Origin of the sequence: Dakarella massiliensis (genome assembly GCF_001182045.1) — a bacterium.
Lineage (GTDB): Bacteria > Pseudomonadota > Gammaproteobacteria > Burkholderiales > Burkholderiaceae_F > Mesosutterella > Mesosutterella massiliensis.
Genome location: NZ_CVTY01000005.1, coordinates 1 through 21,680, shown reverse-complemented (window position 1 = coordinate 21,680; position 21,680 = coordinate 1). Strand labels below are relative to the sequence as shown.

Genomic DNA, 21,680 nt, shown 5'->3' with positions numbered 1-21,680 from the left:
AAGAAGAGAATCGTATGGAAGAAAAAAACTGCACAGGCATTCTCGAAGAGATTGCCGATACCATTGATTCGCGCCACGGGGCAGACCCGGCGAAGAGCTACGTCGCGCAGCTCTTCTCGAAGGCTCCCGACGGCATGCTGAAGAAGGTGGGGGAGGAGGCGACTGAAGTCGTCATGGCGGCGAAGGACGTCGCGGACGGCAAGAAGGCGAAAGAGCATCTCGTCTACGAGGTGGCTGACCTCTGGTTCCACTCGATGGTGGTGCTTTCCTGCTACGGGCTGCGCCCTGAGGATGTCGTGCGGGAACTCGCGCGGCGTGAGGGCGTTTCCGGTCTCGTCGAGAAGGCGAACCGCAAGACCCAGGCCCCGAAAGACTAAAATCCAACCTTGGAGGATGTTTTATGCAGAATGATGACTGCCTGTTTTGCAAGATCTCCCGCGGGGAAATCCCCAGCAAGAAGATCTATGAGGATGAGGAAGTTTTTGCCTTCCACGACATTAATCCTGCCGCGCCTGTGCATTTCCTTATCATTCCCAAGCGCCACATTACGTCTCTCGCTGAAGTTTCTCCCGAAGACGGTCAACTTTTGGGTAAAATGCTAGTTCTTGCCAAGAAGCTTGCTCTCGAGCAGGGTTGCGGCAATGGTTTTCGCATCGTAATCAACACAGGCCGCGACGGCGGTCAGGAAGTACCTCATTTGCATATTCATGTGCTGGGTGGACCTCAGCCTTGGAAGCGTAGGAGCTAATAATCATGGGTTCTCTCTCTATTTGGCACTGGCTGATTGTTCTCGCCATCGTTGTCCTCGTTTTCGGTACCGGCAAGCTCAAGAACATGGGCAAGGATCTCGGCGGCGCCATCAAGGGTTTCAAGGAAGGCATGAGCGATGCCACCGACGACAAGAAGCCGGCTGCTGACGCCAAGGCTGCTGTCGCTTCCGACGCCGCGAAGCCCGCTGCCGCTAAGGAAGAAAAGGCTCCTGAAGAAAAGAAGCAGGCCTGATTCTTCTGAGTCTCTCAGACATGCTCCCCCGGCCCACACTGGACCGGGGGTTATTCCACTTTTGCCAGCGACTGGTTAGGCATTTATGTTTGATTTCGGTTTCAGTGAACTCGTAGTCTGTGGCATTGTCGGACTGGTGGTACTCGGTCCGGAAAGGCTCCCTGTCGTCGCCAAGACGGCCGGTCAGTGGATCGGAAAGGCCCAGCGGTTCGTCCAGCAGATGAAGGACGATATCAACCGCGAGTCGGAGCTTGCCGAACTGAAGAAAATCAAGGACGATGCCCAGCATATCGCTGAGGATCTGAATGAGTCGGTCCGCTCGGCCGCGCTCGGAATTGAGAAGGATGTCAATTCCGTGGCGGGCGAAGCTCAGAAGAATCTGAATGACGCCGAGAAGGCCTACGAGGCTGATAAACCGAAGGTAGCCACGGGGATTGATTCGTTCAACGACACGCCGTCTGCCGGCACACCGACCACCGCGGTTGGTGAAAGCACCGGCGCGGGAGCCGAGCAGTACAGCGGCACCGAGTTCGACAGCAGCGACTTTGCCTGGGACGACTCGGGCTCCAGCTCCAACACCAAGATTTTCGACAAGCGGTATATCGCCGGTCCTTCGGTTGATGAACTCGCCGAAGAGGTGGAGAAGATGCAGCAGCGTCTGCAGCTTGAACGCCACCAGTTCGTCGGCAACAACCGGAAGTACGCACCCCGGGCCCGCGTCAACCGTCCCCGCATTTACCGCTAGCCAGGTTCCCCCATGAGCGAGAATTCTGATAAAAATTTGCCGATCGAGGCGCCGGATGATCCGAGGAACGAAAAGCCTCTGGTCGAGCACCTGATCGAACTGAGGAACAGAATGGTGAAAGCGATCCTTGCGATCGTGATCGTGTTCCTCGTCCTCTCCCCCTTCATGAAGCAGCTGTTCGACGCGCTTTCCCATCCGCTGATGGTGGCGCTTCCGGCGGGAACGAAGCTGCTGTCAACCGGCGTCGTGGCGCCGTTCCTCGTGCCGCTGAAGGTGACGCTCTTTGTCTCATTCCTGATCGCGCTCCCTGTGGTGCTCTATCAGGCCTGGGCCTATGTGGCGCCCGCGCTTTACCGGCAGGAGAAGAAACTCGTGCTGCCGGTGCTCGTGTCCTCGGTCGCGATGTTCTTCGTCGGCGTGATGTACTGCTACTTCGTCGTGTTCCGGTTTGTCTTCCGGTTCATCGCGCAGTTCTCGCCTGAGTCCGTCAACTTCGCGCCGGATATCGATTCGTACTTCAGCTTTGTGATCACGATGTTCTTCGCCTTCGGCCTCACATTCGAAGTGCCAATCGTCGTCATGGTGCTGAACCACGTGGGTATCGCGTCGCTTGAGGCGCTGAAGAAGGCCCGTCCCTACATCATCGTGGGCGCGTTCGTGATCGCGGCTATCTTCACGCCGCCGGATGTGCTCTCGCAGACGCTGCTCGCTCTGCCGCTCGTGATCCTGTATCAGGCCGGCATCTGGCTCGTGCAGCTTTTCGGGAAGAAGAACCCGAAACCCTTCATGGAAGCTGAGCAGGAAGAAATCGCTGAGCTTGAGAAGCGTGAGCGGGAAGAGGCTGAGAAGAAGGCGGCGGAACAGAACGCTGGTTCTTCCGGATCCTGAGACCGCTGATGCAGTCAGAAAAAATGGGAGCCCCTTCGGGCTCCCATTTTTTATTCCCGATGTCTCCCCCTCTGCGTCAGACGGGGTTATCGATATCGATATGCGTTACCTGCAGCCCGCAGTTCTCCTCTACCCAGGCGCCGAGCGCCTGAATGCCGAAGCGCTCTGTCGCGTGGTGACCGCACGAGAGATAGGGAACTCCGGTTTCCTCCGCGATGTGAACGGTGGGCTCGGAGATTTCGCCTGAGAGGTAGAGATCCGCGCCCTGATCCACGGCTTCCTCGAAGAACCCCTGAGCGGCGCCTGAGCACCAGCAGATGCGGCGGACCACCTTATCCTCGGGACCGACAAGAAGCGGTGTCCTCCTGAAGGTCTTTTCGCAGAGGCGGGCAAACTCCTTCGCGGTGAGGCTGCCAGCGGACAGCGTCCCCGTCCAGCCGAGATCCATTTCGCCCCACTGGCCTTCGGGGATGATGCCGAGACGCTTCGCGATCTGAGCGTTGTTGCCGAGCACCGGATGAGCATCGAGCGGCAGGTGGTAGGCAATGAGATTCAGACCGGCGCTGAGCGCGGTCTGAATCCGCTTATAGCGGATTCCGGTAATGCAGGGTGTATCCCGTTTCCAGAACCAGCCGTGATGCACAAGCACAGCGTCGGCGTGGAGATCCGCCGCGGCCTCAAGCAGCGCGAGGCTCGCGGTAACGCCAGTCACAACGTGAGAAATTTCACCCTTTCCCTCGACCTGCAGTCCATTTGGCGCATAATCATGGAAGCGCTCCGGTTCGAGCAGCGTATTCAGTTTTTCTACGAGCGTTCGGTTCCGCATGGATTTTCCTTATGTTTAAAAGGCTCTGGCTTATTTTCGCCCAAGCAGTGACAGTCTGCGCTGCCGCGGCGCTCGTATGGGTGCTGCTCGAGCATTTCACGCATGAAGATCACGCGCCATGGCAGCCGCCCCGGACAGACAGCGTTGTGGTGTCCTACTCAGACGCGGTGCAGCGCGCGGCGCCGTCTGTCGTCAATATCTATACGACGCAGCCCGTGGATGATGAAGACCGGGAACTCGGCCAGACTCCTTCCGGCCACTCCGGTACGTCGCCCCTCGGATCCGGTGTGATCGTGAGCCGCACGGGTTTCATTCTCACGAATAACCACGTGATTGACGGTATTTCGGATATCAAGGCGGCGCTTCCTGACGGACGTGACTGTTCAGCAAAGCTCGTCGGCACGGATCCGGAAACAGACCTCGCTCTTCTTAAGATCGATGGAAACGATTTTCCGGCGATTGAATTCGGGAGCAGCGACGTGCTTCACGTGGGCGATGTCGTGCTCGCGATCGGGAACCCCTTTAATGTCGGACAGACGGTCACGATGGGTATTGTGTCCGCGCTTGGCCGTCACGGTCTTGGACTGAACAGCTTTGAGGATTTCATTCAGACAGACGCCGCCATTAACCGTGGAAATTCAGGCGGCGCACTCGTCAACACCGCGGGGCAGCTGGTCGGCATCAATACCGCGATCTTTTCGCCTGACACCAATTCGGGCGCCTCGGTCGGCATTGGGTTCGCGATTCCGTCCGCTCTCGTGAACGAGGTGCTCCCCGCGCTGATGAAGAACGGCAAGGTGCGGCGCGGCTACCTTGGACTTGTGCCTCAGGCGATCACGCCCGAGATCGCTGCCGCGAAGCATATCGAGGCCGGAAAAGGGGTCCTCGTTTCGGTGGTGAAGAAAGACGCCGCGGCCTGGGCCTCCGGGATCCGCGAAGGCGATATTCTCACGAGCATCAATGGGCAGCCGGTCTCTGACGTTGCCGCCATGATGCGTCAGGTGGCCGCGATTCCTCCTGGCACCACGGTGGATGTCAATTTCACCCGTGACGGCCGCCGGTGGAAAACCAAGGTGACGCTCCAGGTGAGACCGCCGCTCCAGCAGGCTCCCGCCGCTGACCGGCAGTAAAAGAACGCCCCGCATGAATTTCATGCGGGGCGAACTGTTTTATCCGGAATCAAGAGGCAGGCGGTCAGGCCTTCGGCTGATTCTTCATGAGGTCGCGGATTTCACGCAGCAGAGCGATATCTTCCGGAGTCGGGGCGGGAGCGGCCGGAGCTTCTTCCTTCTTCTTCTCGGCAGCTTCACGCATCGAATTCATGCCCTTCACAAGAAGGAACACGACGAACGCGAGCAGCAGGAACTGGATCACCGCGGTGAGGAAAGCGCCGTAACCGAAGACGGTGGCGCCAGCCTTGGTAAGAGCGTCGTACGTATACGCGCCGGTGTAATTCTCAGGGGCCTTCAGAACCCAGAAGAGGTTCGTGAAGTCAGGCTTCCCGACGAGGAAACCGAGGATCGGATTGAAGATATCCTTCACGAGACTCCCGATAATCTGGTTAAAAGCGCCGCCGACAATGACGCCGACAGCCATGTCCATCACGTTGCCCTTGGAGATGAAGGTCTGAAATTCTTTAAAGAATGACATACTGAGAGGATCCTTAGAGTGTGATACTGAAAATAGTAAAGCGAGTGCGCGGTTAGCGCTACCCCCTCTCTGCGGCTCCTCTATTCTCGCGATTGATTTAAAATGACATCTTTAAAACCGCATGAAAGCACTTTGACTTTTGTGTGCCGGACTGCCGGTAACCGGTAAGTTCTGTCTTTTGGTAGGGAAAAGCTTTTTATGATGGTACTGTATTCAGGCACGACGGATCCGTTCTCCCATCGCTGCCGCTTCGTGCTCTTCGAGAAGGGCATGGACTTCGAAATTCGCGATGTCGATATGTTCAACATTCCGGCTGAGGTACGGGCAATGGCCCCGTACGGAACGGTTCCTGTCCTGAATGAACGGGATCTGATCCTCTACGAAGCCAATGTAATTGATGAATACATTGATGAGCGTTTCCCGCATCCGCAGCTGATGCCGCCGGATCCTATTACCCGTGCCCGTACGCGCATGTTTATTTACGGCTTTGAGCGTGAGCTCTATCAGCCGGTCCGCGTGCTGGAAAATCACGCCGCTTCGGAAGAAGCGAGGGAAGCTGCCCGCAAGTCGATTTCGGCTCAGCTGCAGCAGTTCTCCGGTCACCTTGCGAAGAACAAGTACTTCCTTGGCGAAGACTTCTCGATGCTGGATATCTGCATCGCTCCGCTCCTCTGGCGTCTCGACTACTACAAGATCGAGCTCCCGAAGACCGCGAAAGCGATCCAGATCTATGCTGAGCGTGTCTTCTCGCGCCCGGCGTTCATGGAATCGATGACGCCTTCTGAAAAGGTTATGCGCCGCTGATATGGCTGAAGCAGACGACAACCAGATCCCCTTCAAGCCCTACATTCTGAGGGCGATGATCGACTGGTGTGAGGATAACGGGTTTGAGCCGTATCTTCTCACGCAGGTGGATGATGAAACGGTCGTTCCCCGGGAGTTTGTGCAGGATGGGAAGATCACGCTCAGCGTGGCGTCCGAAGCCGTGCATAACCCTGACTTCGGGAATGATGAGTTCCGGTTCGACGCCCGCTTCGGTGAGGCTTCGCGTCAGATCGTTCTTCCGGTAAGAGCGATCATTGCGGCTTATCCGGCCGAGCATCCTGAGAGCGCCATCGGTTTTCCCTACGAACCGCCGACGGCCGCTCCTGAAGCCCAGGAAGGGAAGCCCGCTGAGGCAAAGCGCCCGACTCTGATACAAAAGATCAAATAAATCGGGTATAGTTTCACTCTCTGCCCGTTTAGCACAGTTGGTAGTGCATTCGCCTTGTAAGCGAAAGGTCGTCTGTTCGAGTCAGACAACGGGCACCAGAATTTATCCCGTACCGCCGAAAGCGGTGCGGGATTTTTCTTATCTGTTCATCGAGTTACGTAAGATCCTGCCATTGCTTCGGGCGTGGGATCCGGCTTTTTTCCTTCGAGGGGGCCGATAGGCGGCCGTATTTAATCGGAAATTCAGCAGCCCCGTGTATTCTCTCTGCCGGATCGGTTTCTCCCGGCCCCTGGCAGAGGGAGTTCCCATCCGTCATCAGCCGCAGGTCATAGGTCAAAAGCACATATAATGTTGCAGACCCGCAGACTGATGATTTTTATCCTCAAAAATCCGGCTGCCCGGCGGTCAGAAAGGCTCGGAGAAGCCCCGCTGTCCAGGCCCAGGGTTTGAGGTGTCCGCCGCGCGGCGGACGCAGTTTCAGAATCTCAGTTTCAGAATGCCCTGTGGTAATCAGGGTTGATTACAAAAACAGATAGAAGACGGCGTTCTTCCCTCTCCTGAGGAAGAGACAGCCGTCTCAGACGCCTCCGATGCAGCTGCTTGCTTTAGGTTTAAACCATACGACGGCCCCGCTTTCCATCCGGGAAGCGGTGGCATTCTCTCCGGAAGAGATTCCCGGAGCGCTTTCTGCGCTCCGCACTACCTATGCCCGTCCTGAAGAGGGCGGAATACGGGAAGCGCTGATTCTGTCGACCTGCAACAGAACTGAGTTCTTCCTTGCGGCAGAAAACGGTGATGCCGCGCTGCATTCGCTCTGCAGCTTTGTTGCGCGGCAGAAGGGCATTGACCTGAAGGAGTTCCTTCCGCACACCTACGAGTACCGCCAGTCGGATGTGGCCCGTCACACGTTCCGTGTGGCGAGCGGCCTCGACTCCATGGTGCTCGGCGAAACGCAGATTGTGGGCCAGATGAAGAAGGCCTGGCGTATTGCCCGCGAATCGAAGTCTCTCGGGCTGATGCTGGGGCATCTTTTTGACGGTACCTTTGCTGCGGCAAAGGAAGTCCGTACGGCGACCGCGATCGGCTCTCACTCGGTGTCGCTCGCCGCGGCCGGTGTCGGACTCGCGAACCAGCTTTTCGGCAGCCTCGCCAATCAGAATGTGCTCTTCGTCGGTGCCGGTGAAATGATCGAGCTCTGCGCGGCGCACTTCTGCGCGCAGCATCCGAAGAAAGTGACGGTGGCGAACCGCACGCTTGAGAAAGGAGCGGCGCTTGCCCGCCGGTTCGGCGCTGAAGCGGTTGAGCTTCGGACGCTGCCGGAAATTGTCTCGCAGTATGACGTGATCGTGAGCTGCACCGCGTCTTCTCTCCCGATTATCGGGCTTGGCATGATGCAGCGCGCTGTCGCCGCCCGGCGCCATCGCCCGATTCTCATCATCGATCTCGCGGTGCCGCGTGACGTTGAGGAGGATGTGTCGCGGCTTGACGATGTCTACATCTACACGATTGACGACCTCGGCAAAGTGGTGGCATCCGGCAAGGAAAGCCGCCGTATGGCGGTGACGAAGGCAGAGGACATCATTGAGTCCCGGGTTCAGGCGTTTGAGGGGTGGCTCGCCGCCCGCGACGCGGTGCCCGCGATCCAGGCGCTCCGCTCGAGAGCCGAGGCGATGCGGGAGGCTGAAGTTAAAAAGGCTCAGCGTCATCTCGCGGCCGGCCGCGACGCGGCTTCCGTGATTGAGGAGCTGTCCCGCGCGCTCACCAATAAGCTGATTCACGATCCGACGACGCTGCTTCGCAACGGTACGGGCCTCAGCGCTGAGGAGCGCGCCCGCGAGAACGATATTCTGAATGAGTTCTACCGCAGCAGCCGGGATGGCGGCGTGGCGTAAAATCCGCCCTTTGAGCAGCTGCACTGAAATACCGTTACCGGGCGCTTGTCGCCCGGTAACTCACTGGAACGGATTAAAAAGTTATGAATGAATCAATGCGCGCCAAGCTGAGCTCGCTCGGCCGACGGCTCGAGGAAATCGACGCGATGCTGTCCTCCCCCGAGGTGGGAAGCGATATGAATAAGTTCCGCGATCTCTCGCGTGAACGCGCCGAAATCGAACCCGTGGTGCAGAAGGTGCGCGAGTACGAGAAGTATGAGAAGCAGCGCGCGGAGAGCGAGGAGCTCCTGTCGGACCCCGATATGAAGGAACTCGCCCAGGCGGAGTTCACGGAGTGCCGCGAGAAGCTTGAGCAGCTCGATAAAGATCTCGAGATCATGCTGCTGCCGACTGATCCGAACGATAAGCGGAACATCTTCCTTGAAATCCGTGCCGGCACGGGCGGTGATGAGTCGGCGCTTTTCGCGGGCGACCTCCTTCGCATGTATATGCGCTACGCCGAGCGCCAGGGCTGGAAAACAGAGATCGTATCGAAGAGCGAGAGTGATCTCGGCGGCTATAAGGAAGTGATCGTCCGCGTGATCGGGGATGGCGCCTATTCGAAGCTGAAGTTTGAGTCGGGCGGACACCGTGTGCAGCGCGTGCCGGCGACCGAATCCCAGGGCCGTATTCACACCTCTGCCTGCACGGTGGCGGTGCTCCCGGAGCTTGACGAGGTGGAAGAGGTTCATATCGATCCCTCTGAACTCCGTATCGACGTCTACCGAGCGTCAGGTGCCGGCGGTCAGCATGTGCAGAAGACGGACTCCGCGGTCCGAATCACGCACCTCCCGACTGGTCTCGTCGTGGAGTGCCAGGATGAACGAAGCCAGCGCCAGAATAAGGAACGCGCGATGCAGGTGCTCGCCTCCCGCCTCTACGCCATGCGGGTCGCGGAGCAGCAGCAGGCTGAAGCCTCCGAGCGAAAGAGCCTTATCGGTTCCGGAGACCGCTCTGAACGCATCCGTACCTACAACTATCCGCAGGGCCGCGTGACGGATCACCGCATCAACCTCACGCTCTATAAGCTCGATCAGATCATGGATGGGGATCTCGACGAAATCATTTCAGCGCTGATCACAGAGCATCAGGCTGAGCAGCTCGCGGCGCTTGCTGAGCGCAAGTCCTGAAAGAAGCGGCGCGATGGCTCAGGTTGAGGAACTGCTCCGCGAAACGCGGCAGACACTAGGGATCTTTGAGTCCCGGCTTCTTCTCGCGCATGCCATGCAGGTACGGGTAGAGAGACTCGTGGCGCATCCGGAGGATGAGGTGACGCCGGAGGCGGAATCATCCTTCCGGGACTACGCCGCGAGACGCCTTGCCGGTGAACCCTATCCCTACATCGCGGGTGAGCAGGAGTTTTACGGCCGAAGCTTCCGCGTGACGCCGGACGTTCTTATTCCGAGACCCGACACCGAGCTCATTGTGGAGCTCGCGCTTGAGGAACTGAAGCGTTTCACGAGTCCGACGGTGCTCGACATGGGAACCGGAAGCGGCTGCATCGCGATTACCGTGGCGCTTGAGAATCCGAAGGCGGAAGTCTGGGCGAGCGATATGTCCGAGGCGGCGCTTGAAGTGGCGCGTGGAAACGCCGGGAAGTCCGGAGTCCGGTTTCTTCAGGGAAGCTGGTACGGGGCGCTCCCGCCTGACGCTCCGAAGTTTGATCTGATTCTTTCCAATCCACCGTATATTGACCCCGAGAGTCCGTATCTCAGTGACCTGACGTATGAGCCGCAGACCGCTCTCGTGAGCGGGAATCACGGAATGGATGACCTGAAGGCGATCGCGGAAGGCGCCGCGGCGCATCTAGCGCCGGGCGGCTGTCTCATGGTGGAGCATGGTTTTGATCAGGGCGAGGCCTGCCGGAAGGTGTTCACGGAGGCGGGACTCTCTGACGCCGAGACGCTGAAGGACCTGGGAGGCAATGACCGCGTGACGCGCGGCCGCCTTCGCTGATTCCCGTAAGAGCCGGATGAAAAGAAAGGAGCATCGCGCGATGCTCCTTATTTTTTGACCGGAAAAACGAGAAAAGCCGCAGATCTTTCGATCTGCGGCTTTTGAAATCCGTGGTGGTCGGGGGCGGAATCGAACCGTCGACACGCGGATTTTCAATCCGCTGCTCTACCGACTGAGCTACCCGACCACGCATAGGAGTTGAACTTTACCATAAAAAAATTAAAAAAGCCAATTTATTTTCACTTTTTGCATTTGGTGAGGAAAAAAGTCTCAGATAAACCTGCATTGTCGGGTAATGTTCTCGTTGAATTGATTGATTCAGGAATTTGATATGCCGCGTATGTCCCAGATTGCTGCGGGCGCTCTCGCCGCAGCGCTTGCTTTCACCAGTGCCGCCTCCTTTGCGACCAGCTCCTCTGACCCGGAAACGGATCAGGTGAAGAGCCGCGTCGTGGAGCGTCTCGGCGTGAGGCCGACCACGGTTGCGAAAACGCCTTTCGGGCTCTGGGAAATTTCGGTGGCGCCGGATCAGGTGTTTTATGTCGACGGGAATGTCCGATATCTGCTCCTCGGGAACGCGGTTGACATCGCGACGCGTGAAAACCTGACAGAGAAGCGGATTGCCGAAATCAGCCGCGTGGACTGGAAGACGCTGCCGCAGAAGGACGCGATTCGCGTGGTGCACGGCACCGGGCGCTATCAGGTGGCAGTGTTCGCGGATGCTACCTGCATGTACTGCCGGCTGCTTGAATCGTATTTCGCGAAGATGAATGATGTCACGGTCTACACCTACGTCTTCCCCATGAAACAGTCGAGGAATCTCGCGAAGAATGTGGTCTGTGCGAGGAACCCGGGCGCGGCCTGGGGGAATCTGATGACGAAGGGAGTGAAGCCCGCCGAGGCGAACTGTGATGACAGCGTGCTTGACCGCAATACAGTGCTGTCGCAGAAGATCGGCGTGGCGGGAACCCCGACTCTCATCTTCCCGGATGGGAGCCGGCTGGGCGGTGTGCCTTCGTACGAGAATCTCGTGAAGGCACTGCGTGAACGGAATCCCGGGAAGTAACTCCGGATTATTTCCGGAGCACTTCAGCGGGCGAATGTCCCTTAGGCACCATGACCCAGGCGGTCACGGTGCTTTTTTGTCGTCCGGCGTTTTCACCGGCCTGGTTTCCGGAGCCCCAGAAGTAGTCGAAGCGGATGATGCCGCGGATCGCGCCTCCCGTATCCTGTGCGATGACCGGACGGTTGAAGTGCAGATCCGGGTTCTGCTGCGAGACGGAAACAAAGAACGGTGTCCCGTAGACCCAGACATGACGGTCAATGGCGACTGAGGCGCCTGGCGTGAGCGGCACGCCCTGACCGCCCTGGGGGCCGGCCGAGAGATCGGTGACAGGCGCCCGGCGGAAGAAGACATAGCTCGGGTTATAGGCGAGAAGCTGCGGGACCTGATCCGGATGGGCCTTCGCCCAGGCCCGGATGCTCTGCATCGAGGCCTCGCGCGCTGTCATCTGATTCCGGTCAATCAGCCATCGGGCAACCGCGCGGTACGGGTATCCGTTCTGATCGTCATAAAAAACGCGGATAAGGCCGACGCCTTTCACCCGCAGCTGCCCCGAGCCCTGGATTTGAAGGAAAAGCTGATCAATTGGGTCGGCGAGCCAGGCGATCGCATAGGGGTAAAGATCGGTGCGCTGATCGATGGAAGAGCGGGATCCGTAGGGAATCAGTTTCCGGCCAGAAATCTTGCCCCGGATCCGCTTTCCCTTGAGTTCGGGGTAGAGCGACGAGAGTTCAACGTCGATCAGATCGGGCGGCGTCGCGAGAACGGGCCAGGTGTAGTGAGACGTCCGGGTGGGCGACGCGTCGAGAATCGGTTCGTAGTACCCCGTCATGAGGCCCGTGGTATCCGAGGACACCGTGGCGCCATTCTCTTTCTGGTCAGAAGAGACAGCCCAGAGGTCGAAATTCTGCTGGAAGAATTCAGGCGCCGACACCGCGGCGCGGGCATTCTGGCAGGCCGTGCTCCAGAGCGGGGAAGAGGCGAAGGAGCGGGAAGCGCAGGAGCGGCGGAACGCCTTCCGGGCGTTATCCCAATCAGGGGCGTCAGAAACCGGGAGACGGCCGAAATTCGCAGGCGTAAACCCCGGGACCGGTTTCCCTTCTGCGGCCGGCGTGACAGAAGGCCCCGCGGGCGTTGTCTGGGTAGTCGGCTGTTTCACGGTCTGGCAGCCTGCCAGAACCAGAGCGGCCAGTGCGGCCAGCGCGGAAACCTTGGTCAATCGGCGCATCATTCATTACTCCTCAACCGTCTTTTTTGCGTTCAGGCTCGGACCCATCTCTGCCTGCTCTCTTACAATACGTTCCACTGAAGAAAACAAGGCTTTGGAGAATACCATGCAAGATATCCGCATCGCCCCGTCTATCCTTTCCGCTGACTTTGCCCGGCTTGGCGAAGAGGTTCGCGACGTCATCGCTTCCGGGGCGGACTGGATTCACTTCGATGTGATGGACAACCATTATGTACCGAATCTCACGATCGGCCCGTGCGTGCTGAAGGCAATCCGCCCGTATACGGAGGCGGATATTGACGTGCATCTGATGGTGGAGCCGGTGGATAGCCTCGTGCCGGAATTCGCGAAGGCGGGCGCTGACTGGATTACCTTCCACGTTGAAGCGAGCCGCCACATTGACCGCACGCTGCAGCTGATCCGCGACTCCGGCGCGAAGTCGGGGCTCGTGCTGAATCCCGCGACTCCGGTGGAGAGCCTGAACTATGTGATCGATAAGGTCGACATGATTCTGCTGATGAGCGTGAATCCGGGCTTCGGCGGCCAGAAATTTATTCCGGGCGTCCTCCGTAAGATCCGTGAGGTGCGCGCTCTCGCCGACCGCCATTTCGAGGAAACCGGCCACGCGATCCGGGTTGAGGTGGATGGCGGCGTGAAGACCGATAACATCGGTGAAATCGCCCGCGCCGGCGCTGATACCTTTGTGGCGGGCTCCGCGATCTTTGGCCGCAAGTCGAAGGAAGGCTACCGCGAGGTGATCGAAGCCATGCGGGCGGCAGTGAAGTCTGTTCAGGCCTGAGAAGCAGGAAAAAGGAAGGGAAATACATGCTGAGTTTTGATGCGCGCCGTGTCCAGGGAGCGCTTTTCGATCTGGACGGAACGCTGGTGGATTCACTGCCGGATCTTCACTACGCGGTCTGCGAAGTGCTGAAGACCTGGGGGCTCGAGCCGATGGAAGAGGAAGAAGTGGGCCGCTACATCGGAAAGGGCGCTATCCATCTCGCGGCCGAAGTGCTGCGCGCGAGAAAGCCGGACGCCACGAATGAGGAGCGGGACCGTTTCGTGAAGGAGTACGTGGATACGCTTGCCGGCATGGGCTGCTCACACACCCGATCGATTCCGGGTGTTCTCGAAGCGCTTGAAATTTTCCGCTCAGAAGGGCTGAAACTCGCTCTCGTGACGAACAAGGACGGTGTCCTGATCGACGCTGTGCTCGAGCAGGCAGGACTCTCCCCGTATTTTCCGAAGGATCTCAGGTTTTCCGCGGACGATGTGCCGACGCCAAAGCCTGCGCCTGACATGCTGCTTCTTGCCGCGTCCCGCATGGAGCTTGATCCCGCGGACTGCATGATGCTCGGTGATTCGAGAAACGACGCTCAGGCCGCGGCGAACGCTGGTATGCCCGTGATTCTGCTGGAAACAGGGTATAACGAAGGTGAACCGATCGCTAAGTGGGGACCGCAGAACGGTTTTTGTGATATATTCAAATCCATGGATCTCGCCGCGAAGAGTTTTTCCTCCTCACGGCATTAACTTTCAGCATCCAACCAAACATCTTTACCCAACCATGCAGACGATTGCCACATTGATGATTTCAGCAGTGCGCAGCGTCCGGGTCTCCGCCACTTCCGTCGGCCAGACCCGGGGAGCATGGTCATGGCGTCTCTAAACGCATCCTGTCTGTAGGTTTTCCGCCGCGCCGCAATGGTGCGGACCGAAAGCCACTCTGCTTCACCTCAGTTTTTTCCTGATTTACTACTGACAGCGCTGTTGCCGTATCTGTGCACTCACCTGACACGCACGGAACGGATCCCGAGAGGCCTAACTGTATCCAATATGGTCTGCCGACGGCGCTGCTGCAACCGGAGCACATCATGCTGGAGTCTGAATTCAAGGCACTCGCCTCCCAGGGCTATAACCGTATTCCGATGGTCGCCGAATGCCTCGCCGATCTCGATACCCCGCTTTCCATTTACCGGAAGCTTGCTGACTGTCCGGACAGCTTCCTGCTCGAATCCGTCGTCGGAGGTGAACGCTTCGGGCGCTATTCCTTCATCGGACTCCCGGCGAAGCGCCGGATTGAGGTGAGGATCGGCGAAAACGGTCCCGAGACGATCGTGAAGGAGGCCGGGAAGACCGTTGAGACGCTGGAAGGAAATCCGCTTGACGCGATTGAAGCCTATCTCGGCCGTATCCGTGTCGCCCCCCGTCCCGGGCTTCCGCGGTTTTCGGGCGGACTTGTCGGATACCTTGGCTACGACACGATCCGCCTGATCGAGAAAAAACTCGCGAAGCCGAAGAAGGACGATCTCGGAGTTCCCGATATTCTTCTCCTGCAGACAGAGGAAATCGCGGTGGTCGATAACATCTCGGGCCGCATCTACCTCATCATCCACGCGGACCCGAATGAGCCGGAAGCTTTCCAGAAAGGCATGAACCGGCTGCGGGAACTGAGAAGCCGTCTGCACCGGCCGGCCGAAAATCTTTATGCCGGCCCGAGCGCCCGCCAGGCGGAGCGCCGTGACTTCCATAAGGCTGACTATCTGAAGGCCGTGGAAAAGACGAAGGACTATATCGCGCACGGTGAAGTAATGCAGGTGCAGATCGGGCAGAGAATTTCCCGCCGCTTCGCGGACGCCCCGATTTCCCTCTACCGCGCGCTCCGGTCCCTGAATCCCTCGCCCTACATGTACTACTACGACTTCGGAGACTTCCACGTGGTCGGCGCGTCGCCTGAAATCCTTGTCCGGGGTGAAGTCGGAAAGGACGGCGAGAAGCATGTCTGCATCCGTCCGATTGCCGGTTCCCGCCGCCGCGGCCTGACAGCGGAGCAGGACGCGGCGCTCGAGCGCGATCTCGCCACGGATCCGAAGGAGCGCGCTGAACACCTGATGCTGATTGATCTTGCCCGGAACGATATCGGCCGCGTGGCGGAGATCGGTTCGGTCACGGTACCGGATCAGTTCGTGATTGAGAAGTACAGCCATATCCAGCACCTCGTGAGCGAAGTGGATGGGAAGCTGCGCGGCGGTCTGAATAATTTCGATGTCTTCAAGGCGACTTTCCCCGCGGGGACGCTTACCGGCGCCCCGAAGATCCGGGCGATGGAAATCATCGATGAGCTTGAACCCGTGAAGCGCGGCATCTATGGCGGGGCGGTCGGCTACTTCTCGTTTGCCGGCGATATGGATATGGCGATCGCAATCCGCACTGCGGTGATCAAGGACAAGATCCTCTACGCGCAGGCAGCCGCCGGCATCGTGGCGGACTCTGTTCCGGAAAACGAACACCGGGAAACGGAAACCAAGGCAAGAGCCGTGCTCCGCGCAGCCGAAATGGTGGAAGACGGTCTGGAATCGGCGATCTGAGGGGAGGAAAAGAAAATGCTCGCGATGATCGATAACTACGACAGCTTTACCTATAACCTCGTGCAGTACTTCGGAGAGCTTGGAGAGGATGTCCGGGTGTTCCGGAATGATGAAGTGACAATCGCGGATCTCGAGGCGCTGAAGCCGGACTACCTCTGCGTTTCTCCGGGGCCGAGCGTTCCGTCAAACGCTGGGATTTCGGAGGAGGCGATCCGGCACTTTGCCGGAAAGCTCCCGATTCTCGGCGTGTGCCTCGGGCACCAGGCGATCGGGGAAGTGTTCGGCGGAAAGATTGTGCTTGCCCGACAGGTGATGCACGGAAAGACCGACGCGATCACTGTCACAAATGAGGGAGTCTTCACGGGAATCCCACAGGGAACCCGGGTGGCTCGCTATCATTCTCTTGTCATTGATTCTCAAACGCTTCCAGCCTGCCTCGCGGTGACGGCAACGAGTTCCGACGGAGAAATCATGGGTATCCGGCACCGGGAGCTTGATATTCAGGGGGTGCAGTTCCACCCCGAATCCATCGCGACAGAGCATGGCATGGAGATGCTTAAAAACTTTCTGCATATAAGGATTTGATCATGAAAGGATTCTCGAAATCGGCTGTGGCTCTGGTGCTCTTGGCAGTCGCCGGCGCCGCTTCGGCAGATGCCCTTTCGGACTGCTACAAAACAGCTGATAACCGCGTTCAGGTCCGCCAGTGCCTTCAGAAGGAACTGGACCGGACCCAGCGAGACTACGCGGACACCCTGGCTGCTGTGAAGGATCAGGCGAAGCAGCTTGATCAGGCGTCAGGAGATTCGGGAAAGAAGTCTCATACGGCAGGTCCCGTTTCGCGGGACTTCGCGGAAGCGAACAAGGCATTTGATCTTTATCTGCGCCGCCAGTGCGGGTTTGAGTCCGCAATGTCCGGTTCAGGAACCAGCGCGGGCAATCAGTACATCGCCTGCCGAATCAATCTTATGAAGCTCCGCATGGGAGCTTTGGGGAACTTTTCAGGGCCGTCATCGCCTGAACCATCAGGCAAGTGACCCTCACTTTTAAGGAGCAGCGTCATGGCAATCACTATTTCTGAAGCAATCCAGAGAACTGTTGAACATCGCGAAATCTTCGCAGACGAGATGACGAGCCTCTGGATGGATCTGATGACCGGCAAGCTCACACCGGCACAGATCGCCGGCCTTATCGTCGGACTCCGCGTCAAGAAGGAAACCATCGGGGAAATCACAGCGGCAGCGAAAGTGATGCGTGATCTCTCCACGAAAGTGAATGTCAGGGATCCCGAGTCGCTGCTCGATATTGTCGGAACCGGGGGAGACGGTGCCCGCACGTTCAATATTTCAACGACCTCGATGTTCGTGATTGCCGCTGCCGGCGGCCGCGTGGCGAAGCATGGCGGCGGTTCTGTCTCCTCGAAGTCCGGTGCCGCGGATGCCCTGAAGGCAATCGGCGCGAACATCATGCTGAAGCCGGAGCAGATTGCGCAGTGCATTGAAGAAACCCATATGGGATTCATGTTCGCGCCGCTCCACCACGCCGCCATGAAGTACGCGGCTCCGGTCCGCAAGGAACTCGGAATCCGGACGATCTTTAATATTCTTGGACCGCTCACGAATCCGGCAAACGCGGGCTGCGAGATGCTCGGTGTTTTCCACCAGGATCTCGTTGGCATCTGCGTGCGCGTGCTGCGGGATCTCGGCACCAAGCGTGCCGTGGTGGTGTTCGGCTGCGACGGCATGGATGAGGTGAGCCTCGGCGCCACGACGATGGTGGGTGAGCTGAAGGACGGTGTGGTGACTGAGTACAACATCCATCCGGAAGACTTCAATCTTCCGATGAGCTCGGTGCGTCATCTCCAGGTGAATAACCCCGAAGAGTCTGTGGCGAAGATGATGAGTGTGCTGCACGCGGAAGAAGGCCCCGCGATGAACAGCGTGATCTTCAACGCCGGTGTCGGTCTCTTCACACTGGGTACGGCGCCCTCTATTGAGCAGGGCATCGCAATGGCGAGAAAGGCGATCGAGTCGGGTGAAGCGCTCGCGAAGATGAAGCTCTTCGTCGAAAAGACGAATGAACTCGGCGGCACGGCGGTCAAAGCCTGATCAGAACCGGAGAACGGAGAAAGCATGCAGGGAATTCTCAGGACTATTTGGGATCACAAACGGGAATCTGTCAGGCGGGCGAAGGAGCGGCTTCCTGAAGCGGCGCTTCTCGCGGAAGTGAAGCCGCTTCTGGAAACTCCCTGCCGGGGGTTCGCGGAGGAGCTTCGCCGTACGGCGTCCGAGCGGGGGGCCGCGGTGATTGCGGAGGTGAAGAAGGCGAGCCCCTCAAAGGGGTTGATCCGACCGGATTTCAGACCCGCGGAAATCGCTGCGTCCTATGCGGAGGGCGGTGCCGCCTGCCTCTCGGTGCTTACCGAGGAGGAGTTTTTCCTTGGGGGACCGGAAGTGCTGCGCGAAGCGCGGCAGACCGTTACTCTCCCGATTCTCCGGAAGGACTTCGTGCTCGATCCGTATCAGGTGCTGGAAGCCCGCGCCTGGGGAGCCGACGCGGTACTTCTGATCGCGGCGGCGCTTTCCGCGGATCAGATGCGGGAACTCGCCCAGACGGCTTCCGAAGTTGGAATTGATGTGCTGATCGAATCCCATAGCGAACCGGAAATAGAGCAGGCGCTTCAGATTCCAGAAGCGATGATCGGTATCAACAACCGGAACCTTGAAACATTTGAGGTGTCGCTCGCGACGACTGAGCGTCTGAAGCAGCTGATTCCGGACGACCGGTTTGCTGTGTCGGAAAGCGGCATTCACCAGAGAGCGGATGTGGACCGTGTTCTCGCGGCCGGCGTCAGCGCGTTCCTCGTCGGTGAGGCTTTCATGAGGAAGGAGAATCCGGGAGAGGCCCTGAAGGAACTTTTCTATGCTTGATATTCAGTCCGCAGATCCAAGCTGGCAGCCGCTCCTGAAGGATTTCTTTGAATCCCCCGAAGGGAAAAAGCTGGACGCTTATCTCGACGCGCGCAGGGAAGCCGGGGCCGTGATATTTCCCCCGACTCCCTTCCGGGCTCTGACGCTCACTCCCGCGGACGCGGTGCGGGTGATCATCGTCGGACAGGATCCGTATCACGAGCAGGGACAGGCGCAGGGCCTCGCGTTCTCGGTTCAGAAGGGAGTAAGGGTTCCGCCGTCTCTTCGGAATATCTATAAGGAAATCGCGCTTGAGTTCGGATGCGATATCCCGGCTGACGGCGATCTTTCCGGCTGGGCGTCGCAGGGCGTCCTGCTTCTGAACGCGGTTCTGACTGTCGAAGAAGGCGCGGCCGGAAGCCACGCGAAAAAAGGGTGGGAAATTCTGACAGACCGGATTATCCGAACGCTTGCCGAGAAGGCGCCGCCCAAGGCGTTTCTCCTCTGGGGCGGCTATGCGCAGAAAAAGAAGGAGCTGATTGAGGCGAGCGGCATTCCGCATCTCGTGCTCTGCTCAAACCACCCGTCGCCGCTCTCCGCGAGACGGGGACCGGTGCCTTTTATCGGCTGCGGGCACTTCGCGAAGGTGAATGACTGGCTTCTCTCCAGGGGAGAAAAGCCAGTCGACTGGACAAAGAGAGGACTCTGATTTCTCAGCGGGGCTGAGAAAGACCGGCAGACGGCCAGCCGTGTTCCATCGGCGTCTTCCTTTCAAAGCGGGACTTCGGAGACGCTGTATCGAGAGGGCCGATATCAACCGTCATCATCCGGTCCGTGCGGAAGAAGGTGAGTTTATGCGGGGTCTGGGTTCCCAGCTGCCGGAAGACTTCCGGAAGTGTGGCTTTGGAAACACGGAAGGCATCCAGAGCGATCAGCTGATCGCCCGGGAGAATGCCTGCGCGAGAGGCGGGGAGGCCGGCAGTCACGCTGCTGACCGTGGGGAATCCGTCAGACGCGGTGAATCTGAGACCGAGCCCGTCCCGTACAAGGTCAAACGGTTCGGACTTCATCTCAAGCCCCTGCAGTGAGAGGAGATTGTTCCAATCCGGACGCTCGCCGGCAACTCTCGTAAACCGACGGATCCATTGCGCGACAGCGACAGCCGGGCGATCCACGATTTCGCTGATGGCGTCGGAAAGCTCGACCGCGTCCTCGGATAGTCCAAGGCACTCATCAGTCCGGAGATTCCAGATTTTCCGCATCACATCGTCGAGCGTGATGCGATTCTCCGTGACGTTACGGATATGAAGATCCAGCGCGAAGGCGAGCATGGCGCCTCCCTGGTAGTAGCTCACGCCGTGGGAGGCCGATCCTGCGTCCGGCCGGTAGTACTTGATCCAGGTGTCAAAGCTTGAGGCTGCCACGGACTGATGCTTCCAGCCTGACTGACCGTATACCGTGAGCGCCATGGCGGAAAGACGGTCAAGGATTTTCTTTTCAGTGGCGAGCCCGGACCGATAGAGAATGATTTCCTCGTAGTACTCGGTGAACCCTTCAAAGAACCAGAGAAGACGCGTGTAGTTTTCCTTCGTGAGGTCATAGGGAAGGAAGGTGGCGGGCTTCAGCCGCTTGACGTTCCAGGCGTGGAAGTATTCGTGCGCCATGAGAGCGAGAAGATCGGTGTACCGGTCAGGGGCCTCAGCTCCCGTCATGGGAAGAGCGGAGAAAGGCGCCTCGGCAGCCACGCTGTTCCGATGCTCAAGCCCTCCCCAGCGGCCGCTGACGGTGAGGAGGAAGAGATAGTCTGAGAAAGGTGGTTTTTGGGTTTCCGGCTCCCAGAGTTCGATCGTTGTGGCGCAGATTTTTTTCAGATCTTCAGTGAGGCGCTCGGCGTCAGCTTCGGGGCAGCCGGCAATCACGAGACGGTGAGCGGCGCCATGAACGGAAAACTCCGTGGTCAGGGTGTCGGAATCCCGTGAGAGCAGAATCGGGCAGTCAATCAGATGGTCATAGTCCCTTGCGGTGAAAAGAAAGGGTTCACTGTCTCGGCTGATCGGAAGTGCTGTGGAAACCCTGTCCCAGGGGGCGGGAGAAACCGCGATTCGGCAGGGGGTATTTTCTTCGCCTGAAATCTGCAGAAAAGCCGCGGCGCCGGAAATAAAAGCGCGGTCCTGGCTGATCCAGGTCTTCCTGACAGAAGGATCAACAGCGCTCAGCGCGTAGCGGATCGTCACCGGGGTTCTGTCACCGGAAGTATTCGCGAGAACGAAGGTCGCTTTGTCAGACTTGATGACATTCAGCTGCGTCCCACCCTGAGTTGCTTCTATATCGGAAATTGATCCGGCGTATTCCCGCAGCAGATAGCTTCCGGGGGTCCAGGCCGGCATGCGGAGCGTAATCGGATAGTTTTCCTTTCGGGGTGTGAAATGGATCGCAATGTGAAACTCGCGTCGGTCGGTGTCAGCAGACTCAATCCGGTATTCGATTTCAGGCATATTCAGTTTTGGCTTAATAATTCGTAGGTTTCAATCAGGTTCGGTAGCTGTGATATTAGATTTTTCCGGATGGATAAAAAAGACTTTCAGAAAAATTTGACATTTTAAAAAAGCATCTGTAATATTCATATCCTCGTTGCTACCGCAGCGATGTTCTTTAAAAACACAATAACGAACCGATAAGCGTGGGCATCTGATTTTGATCGAGTTTCAACTCATAAAAAATCAGGTGCTTGAAAAGACGAATGGAATGATGCAGAAGCGAAAGCTTCTGAGAAATACCAGTCGATAATTTTGAGCGCGACGCTTCAGGAAACTGAAGCAAATGAAGTAATAGCAGTGATTGAACTCAAGAGTTTGATCCTGGCTCAGATTGAACGCTGGCGGCATGCCTTACACATGCAAG

General features: G+C 58.2%; 24 protein-coding genes and 2 tRNA genes. 21 read left to right on the top strand and 5 right to left on the bottom strand.

The features are described from left to right. Positions 1-14 precede the first annotated feature (14 nt). The 5 genes from BN1936_RS11630 (at position 15) to tatC (ending at position 2,635) form a co-directional block, all read left to right on the top strand. The gene (locus BN1936_RS11630) at positions 15-377 is read left to right on the top strand and encodes a phosphoribosyl-ATP diphosphatase (protein WP_022443919.1); all 363 of its coding nucleotides are present in this window, start codon (positions 15-17) and stop codon (positions 375-377) included. Positions 378-400: 23 nt separating this feature from the next. Beyond that, positions 401-748: a histidine triad nucleotide-binding protein gene (locus BN1936_RS01685; RefSeq protein WP_022443920.1), complete on the top strand. Its 348-nt coding sequence runs from the start codon at positions 401-403 to the stop codon at positions 746-748. Positions 749-753: 5 nt separating this feature from the next. Next, positions 754-1,002 carry a Sec-independent protein translocase subunit TatA gene (gene tatA, locus BN1936_RS01680; RefSeq protein WP_022443921.1) on the top strand — a complete coding sequence of 83 codons (249 nt, stop codon included), beginning with the start codon at positions 754-756 and terminating at the stop codon, positions 1,000-1,002. An 85-nt stretch (positions 1,003-1,087) separates the two neighbouring features. Further along, complete coding sequence (tatB, locus tag BN1936_RS11155) at positions 1,088-1,747, top strand: Sec-independent protein translocase protein TatB (RefSeq protein WP_022443922.1); 660 nt, start codon at positions 1,088-1,090, stop codon at positions 1,745-1,747. A 12-nt stretch (positions 1,748-1,759) separates the two neighbouring features. Further along, positions 1,760-2,635, top strand: a complete 876-nt coding sequence (gene tatC, locus BN1936_RS01670) for a twin-arginine translocase subunit TatC (RefSeq protein WP_022443923.1) — start codon at positions 1,760-1,762, stop codon at positions 2,633-2,635. A gap of 76 nt (positions 2,636-2,711) precedes the next feature. Here tatC and BN1936_RS01665 read toward each other — a convergent pair whose 3' ends face one another. Then, positions 2,712-3,461, bottom strand: coding sequence for a Nif3-like dinuclear metal center hexameric protein (locus tag BN1936_RS01665; RefSeq protein ID WP_022443924.1), 750 nt, complete (start codon positions 3,459-3,461; stop codon positions 2,712-2,714). An 11-nt stretch (positions 3,462-3,472) separates the two neighbouring features. On the opposite strand from BN1936_RS01665, the gene BN1936_RS01660 reads away from it, so the two are divergent. Continuing rightward, positions 3,473-4,591 (top strand): S1C family serine protease, encoded by a 1,119-nt coding sequence (locus BN1936_RS01660; protein ID WP_022443925.1) that lies wholly within the window; start codon positions 3,473-3,475, stop codon positions 4,589-4,591. 64 nt (positions 4,592-4,655) lie between these two features. On the opposite strand, the gene mscL is transcribed toward BN1936_RS01660, so the two are convergent. After that, positions 4,656-5,111, bottom strand: coding sequence for a large conductance mechanosensitive channel protein MscL (gene mscL / locus BN1936_RS01655; protein WP_049686517.1), 456 nt, complete (start codon positions 5,109-5,111; stop codon positions 4,656-4,658). Between the two features lie 198 nt (positions 5,112-5,309). On the opposite strand from mscL, the gene BN1936_RS01650 reads away from it, so the two are divergent. The 6 genes from BN1936_RS01650 (at position 5,310) to prmC (ending at position 10,211) form a co-directional block, all read left to right on the top strand. Then, positions 5,310-5,915 carry a glutathione S-transferase N-terminal domain-containing protein gene (locus BN1936_RS01650; RefSeq protein WP_022443927.1) on the top strand — a complete coding sequence of 202 codons (606 nt, stop codon included), beginning with the start codon at positions 5,310-5,312 and terminating at the stop codon, positions 5,913-5,915. A 1-nt stretch (position 5,916) separates the two neighbouring features. Then, the gene (locus BN1936_RS01645) at positions 5,917-6,324 is read left to right on the top strand and encodes a stringent starvation protein B (RefSeq protein WP_022443928.1); all 408 of its coding nucleotides are present in this window, start codon (positions 5,917-5,919) and stop codon (positions 6,322-6,324) included. 22 nt (positions 6,325-6,346) lie between these two features. Continuing rightward, positions 6,347-6,422: transfer RNA gene (locus tag BN1936_RS01640), tRNA-Thr, on the top strand. 492 nt (positions 6,423-6,914) lie between these two features. After that, on the top strand, positions 6,915-8,216 hold the full coding sequence (hemA, locus tag BN1936_RS01635) for a glutamyl-tRNA reductase (protein WP_049686516.1): 1,302 nt from the start codon (positions 6,915-6,917) through the stop codon (positions 8,214-8,216). Between the two features lie 83 nt (positions 8,217-8,299). Continuing rightward, positions 8,300-9,385, top strand: a complete 1,086-nt coding sequence (gene prfA, locus BN1936_RS01630; protein WP_049686515.1) for a peptide chain release factor 1 — start codon at positions 8,300-8,302, stop codon at positions 9,383-9,385. A gap of 13 nt (positions 9,386-9,398) precedes the next feature. Next, positions 9,399-10,211, top strand: a complete 813-nt coding sequence (gene prmC / locus BN1936_RS01625; protein ID WP_049686514.1) for a peptide chain release factor N(5)-glutamine methyltransferase — start codon at positions 9,399-9,401, stop codon at positions 10,209-10,211. A 111-nt stretch (positions 10,212-10,322) separates the two neighbouring features. On the opposite strand, the gene BN1936_RS01620 is transcribed toward prmC, so the two are convergent. Then, positions 10,323-10,398: transfer RNA gene (locus tag BN1936_RS01620), tRNA-Phe, on the bottom strand. A gap of 144 nt (positions 10,399-10,542) precedes the next feature. On the opposite strand from BN1936_RS01620, the gene BN1936_RS01615 reads away from it, so the two are divergent. After that, on the top strand, positions 10,543-11,277 hold the full coding sequence (locus BN1936_RS01615) for a DsbC family protein (protein ID WP_022444499.1): 735 nt from the start codon (positions 10,543-10,545) through the stop codon (positions 11,275-11,277). Between the two features lie 7 nt (positions 11,278-11,284). On the opposite strand, the gene mltA is transcribed toward BN1936_RS01615, so the two are convergent. Continuing rightward, a complete protein-coding gene (gene mltA / locus BN1936_RS01610) occupies positions 11,285-12,505 on the bottom strand; it encodes a murein transglycosylase A (RefSeq protein ID WP_022444498.1) in 1,221 nt (406 codons plus the stop codon). 103 nt (positions 12,506-12,608) lie between these two features. Between mltA and rpe the strand changes: the two genes are divergently transcribed. The 8 genes from rpe (at position 12,609) to BN1936_RS01570 (ending at position 19,488) form a co-directional block, all read left to right on the top strand. Next, a complete protein-coding gene (gene rpe, locus BN1936_RS01605) occupies positions 12,609-13,301 on the top strand; it encodes a ribulose-phosphate 3-epimerase (protein ID WP_022444497.1) in 693 nt (230 codons plus the stop codon). 26 nt (positions 13,302-13,327) lie between these two features. After that, positions 13,328-14,035 (top strand): HAD-IA family hydrolase, encoded by a 708-nt coding sequence (locus BN1936_RS01600; RefSeq protein ID WP_022444496.1) that lies wholly within the window; start codon positions 13,328-13,330, stop codon positions 14,033-14,035. Between the two features lie 341 nt (positions 14,036-14,376). Beyond that, positions 14,377-15,870, top strand: a complete 1,494-nt coding sequence (gene trpE, locus BN1936_RS01595; RefSeq protein ID WP_049686513.1) for an anthranilate synthase component I — start codon at positions 14,377-14,379, stop codon at positions 15,868-15,870. 15 nt (positions 15,871-15,885) lie between these two features. Then, a complete protein-coding gene (locus BN1936_RS01590; RefSeq protein ID WP_022444494.1) occupies positions 15,886-16,455 on the top strand; it encodes an anthranilate synthase component II in 570 nt (189 codons plus the stop codon). A gap of 2 nt (positions 16,456-16,457) precedes the next feature. Next, positions 16,458-16,907, top strand: a complete 450-nt coding sequence (locus BN1936_RS01585) for a lysozyme inhibitor LprI family protein (RefSeq protein ID WP_022444493.1) — start codon at positions 16,458-16,460, stop codon at positions 16,905-16,907. A gap of 24 nt (positions 16,908-16,931) precedes the next feature. Then, on the top strand, positions 16,932-17,978 hold the full coding sequence (trpD, locus tag BN1936_RS01580; RefSeq protein ID WP_022444492.1) for an anthranilate phosphoribosyltransferase: 1,047 nt from the start codon (positions 16,932-16,934) through the stop codon (positions 17,976-17,978). A 24-nt stretch (positions 17,979-18,002) separates the two neighbouring features. Beyond that, on the top strand, positions 18,003-18,800 hold the full coding sequence (gene trpC / locus BN1936_RS01575) for an indole-3-glycerol phosphate synthase TrpC (protein ID WP_022444491.1): 798 nt from the start codon (positions 18,003-18,005) through the stop codon (positions 18,798-18,800). Beyond that, entirely contained in the window at positions 18,793-19,488 is a 696-nt protein-coding gene (locus BN1936_RS01570) for a uracil-DNA glycosylase (protein WP_049686512.1), read from the top strand. The genes trpC and BN1936_RS01570 overlap by 8 nt, the downstream gene beginning before the upstream one ends. Before the next feature lie 4 nt (positions 19,489-19,492). Here the strand turns inward: BN1936_RS01570 and BN1936_RS01565 are convergent, their stop codons facing one another. Then, positions 19,493-21,274 carry a M61 family metallopeptidase gene (locus BN1936_RS01565; protein ID WP_022444489.1) on the bottom strand — a complete coding sequence of 594 codons (1,782 nt, stop codon included), beginning with the start codon at positions 21,272-21,274 and terminating at the stop codon, positions 19,493-19,495. Positions 21,275-21,680 lie beyond the last annotated feature (406 nt).

What these genes read in the sequence shown, in the direction of transcription:
- hemA (WP_049686516.1), top strand. Translation starts at nt 6,915, where the DNA reads ATGCAGCTGCTTGCTTTAGGTTTAAACCATACGACGGCCCCGCTTTCC.
- BN1936_RS01650 (WP_022443927.1), top strand. Translation starts at nt 5,310, where the DNA reads ATGATGGTACTGTATTCAGGCACGACGGATCCGTTCTCCCATCGCTGC.
- trpD (WP_022444492.1), top strand. Translation starts at nt 16,932, where the DNA reads ATGGCAATCACTATTTCTGAAGCAATCCAGAGAACTGTTGAACATCGC.
- BN1936_RS01665 (WP_022443924.1), bottom strand. Translation starts at nt 3,461, where the DNA reads ATGCGGAACCGAACGCTCGTAGAAAAACTGAATACGCTGCTCGAACCG.
- BN1936_RS01615 (WP_022444499.1), top strand. Translation starts at nt 10,543, where the DNA reads ATGCCGCGTATGTCCCAGATTGCTGCGGGCGCTCTCGCCGCAGCGCTT.
- mscL (WP_049686517.1), bottom strand. Translation starts at nt 5,111, where the DNA reads ATGTCATTCTTTAAAGAATTTCAGACCTTCATCTCCAAGGGCAACGTG.
- trpE (WP_049686513.1), top strand. Translation starts at nt 14,377, where the DNA reads ATGCTGGAGTCTGAATTCAAGGCACTCGCCTCCCAGGGCTATAACCGT.
- mltA (WP_022444498.1), bottom strand. Translation starts at nt 12,505, where the DNA reads ATGATGCGCCGATTGACCAAGGTTTCCGCGCTGGCCGCACTGGCCGCT.
- prmC (WP_049686514.1), top strand. Translation starts at nt 9,399, where the DNA reads ATGGCTCAGGTTGAGGAACTGCTCCGCGAAACGCGGCAGACACTAGGG.
- BN1936_RS01570 (WP_049686512.1), top strand. Translation starts at nt 18,793, where the DNA reads ATGCTTGATATTCAGTCCGCAGATCCAAGCTGGCAGCCGCTCCTGAAG.
- prfA (WP_049686515.1), top strand. Translation starts at nt 8,300, where the DNA reads ATGAATGAATCAATGCGCGCCAAGCTGAGCTCGCTCGGCCGACGGCTC.
- BN1936_RS01585 (WP_022444493.1), top strand. Translation starts at nt 16,458, where the DNA reads ATGAAAGGATTCTCGAAATCGGCTGTGGCTCTGGTGCTCTTGGCAGTC.
- BN1936_RS01565 (WP_022444489.1), bottom strand. Translation starts at nt 21,274, where the DNA reads ATGCCTGAAATCGAATACCGGATTGAGTCTGCTGACACCGACCGACGC.
- tatC (WP_022443923.1), top strand. Translation starts at nt 1,760, where the DNA reads ATGAGCGAGAATTCTGATAAAAATTTGCCGATCGAGGCGCCGGATGAT.
- BN1936_RS01685 (WP_022443920.1), top strand. Translation starts at nt 401, where the DNA reads ATGCAGAATGATGACTGCCTGTTTTGCAAGATCTCCCGCGGGGAAATC.
- BN1936_RS01590 (WP_022444494.1), top strand. Translation starts at nt 15,886, where the DNA reads ATGCTCGCGATGATCGATAACTACGACAGCTTTACCTATAACCTCGTG.
- rpe (WP_022444497.1), top strand. Translation starts at nt 12,609, where the DNA reads ATGCAAGATATCCGCATCGCCCCGTCTATCCTTTCCGCTGACTTTGCC.
- BN1936_RS01660 (WP_022443925.1), top strand. Translation starts at nt 3,473, where the DNA reads ATGTTTAAAAGGCTCTGGCTTATTTTCGCCCAAGCAGTGACAGTCTGC.
- BN1936_RS11630 (WP_022443919.1), top strand. Translation starts at nt 15, where the DNA reads ATGGAAGAAAAAAACTGCACAGGCATTCTCGAAGAGATTGCCGATACC.
- tatA (WP_022443921.1), top strand. Translation starts at nt 754, where the DNA reads ATGGGTTCTCTCTCTATTTGGCACTGGCTGATTGTTCTCGCCATCGTT.
- BN1936_RS01645 (WP_022443928.1), top strand. Translation starts at nt 5,917, where the DNA reads ATGGCTGAAGCAGACGACAACCAGATCCCCTTCAAGCCCTACATTCTG.
- tatB (WP_022443922.1), top strand. Translation starts at nt 1,088, where the DNA reads ATGTTTGATTTCGGTTTCAGTGAACTCGTAGTCTGTGGCATTGTCGGA.
- trpC (WP_022444491.1), top strand. Translation starts at nt 18,003, where the DNA reads ATGCAGGGAATTCTCAGGACTATTTGGGATCACAAACGGGAATCTGTC.
- BN1936_RS01600 (WP_022444496.1), top strand. Translation starts at nt 13,328, where the DNA reads ATGCTGAGTTTTGATGCGCGCCGTGTCCAGGGAGCGCTTTTCGATCTG.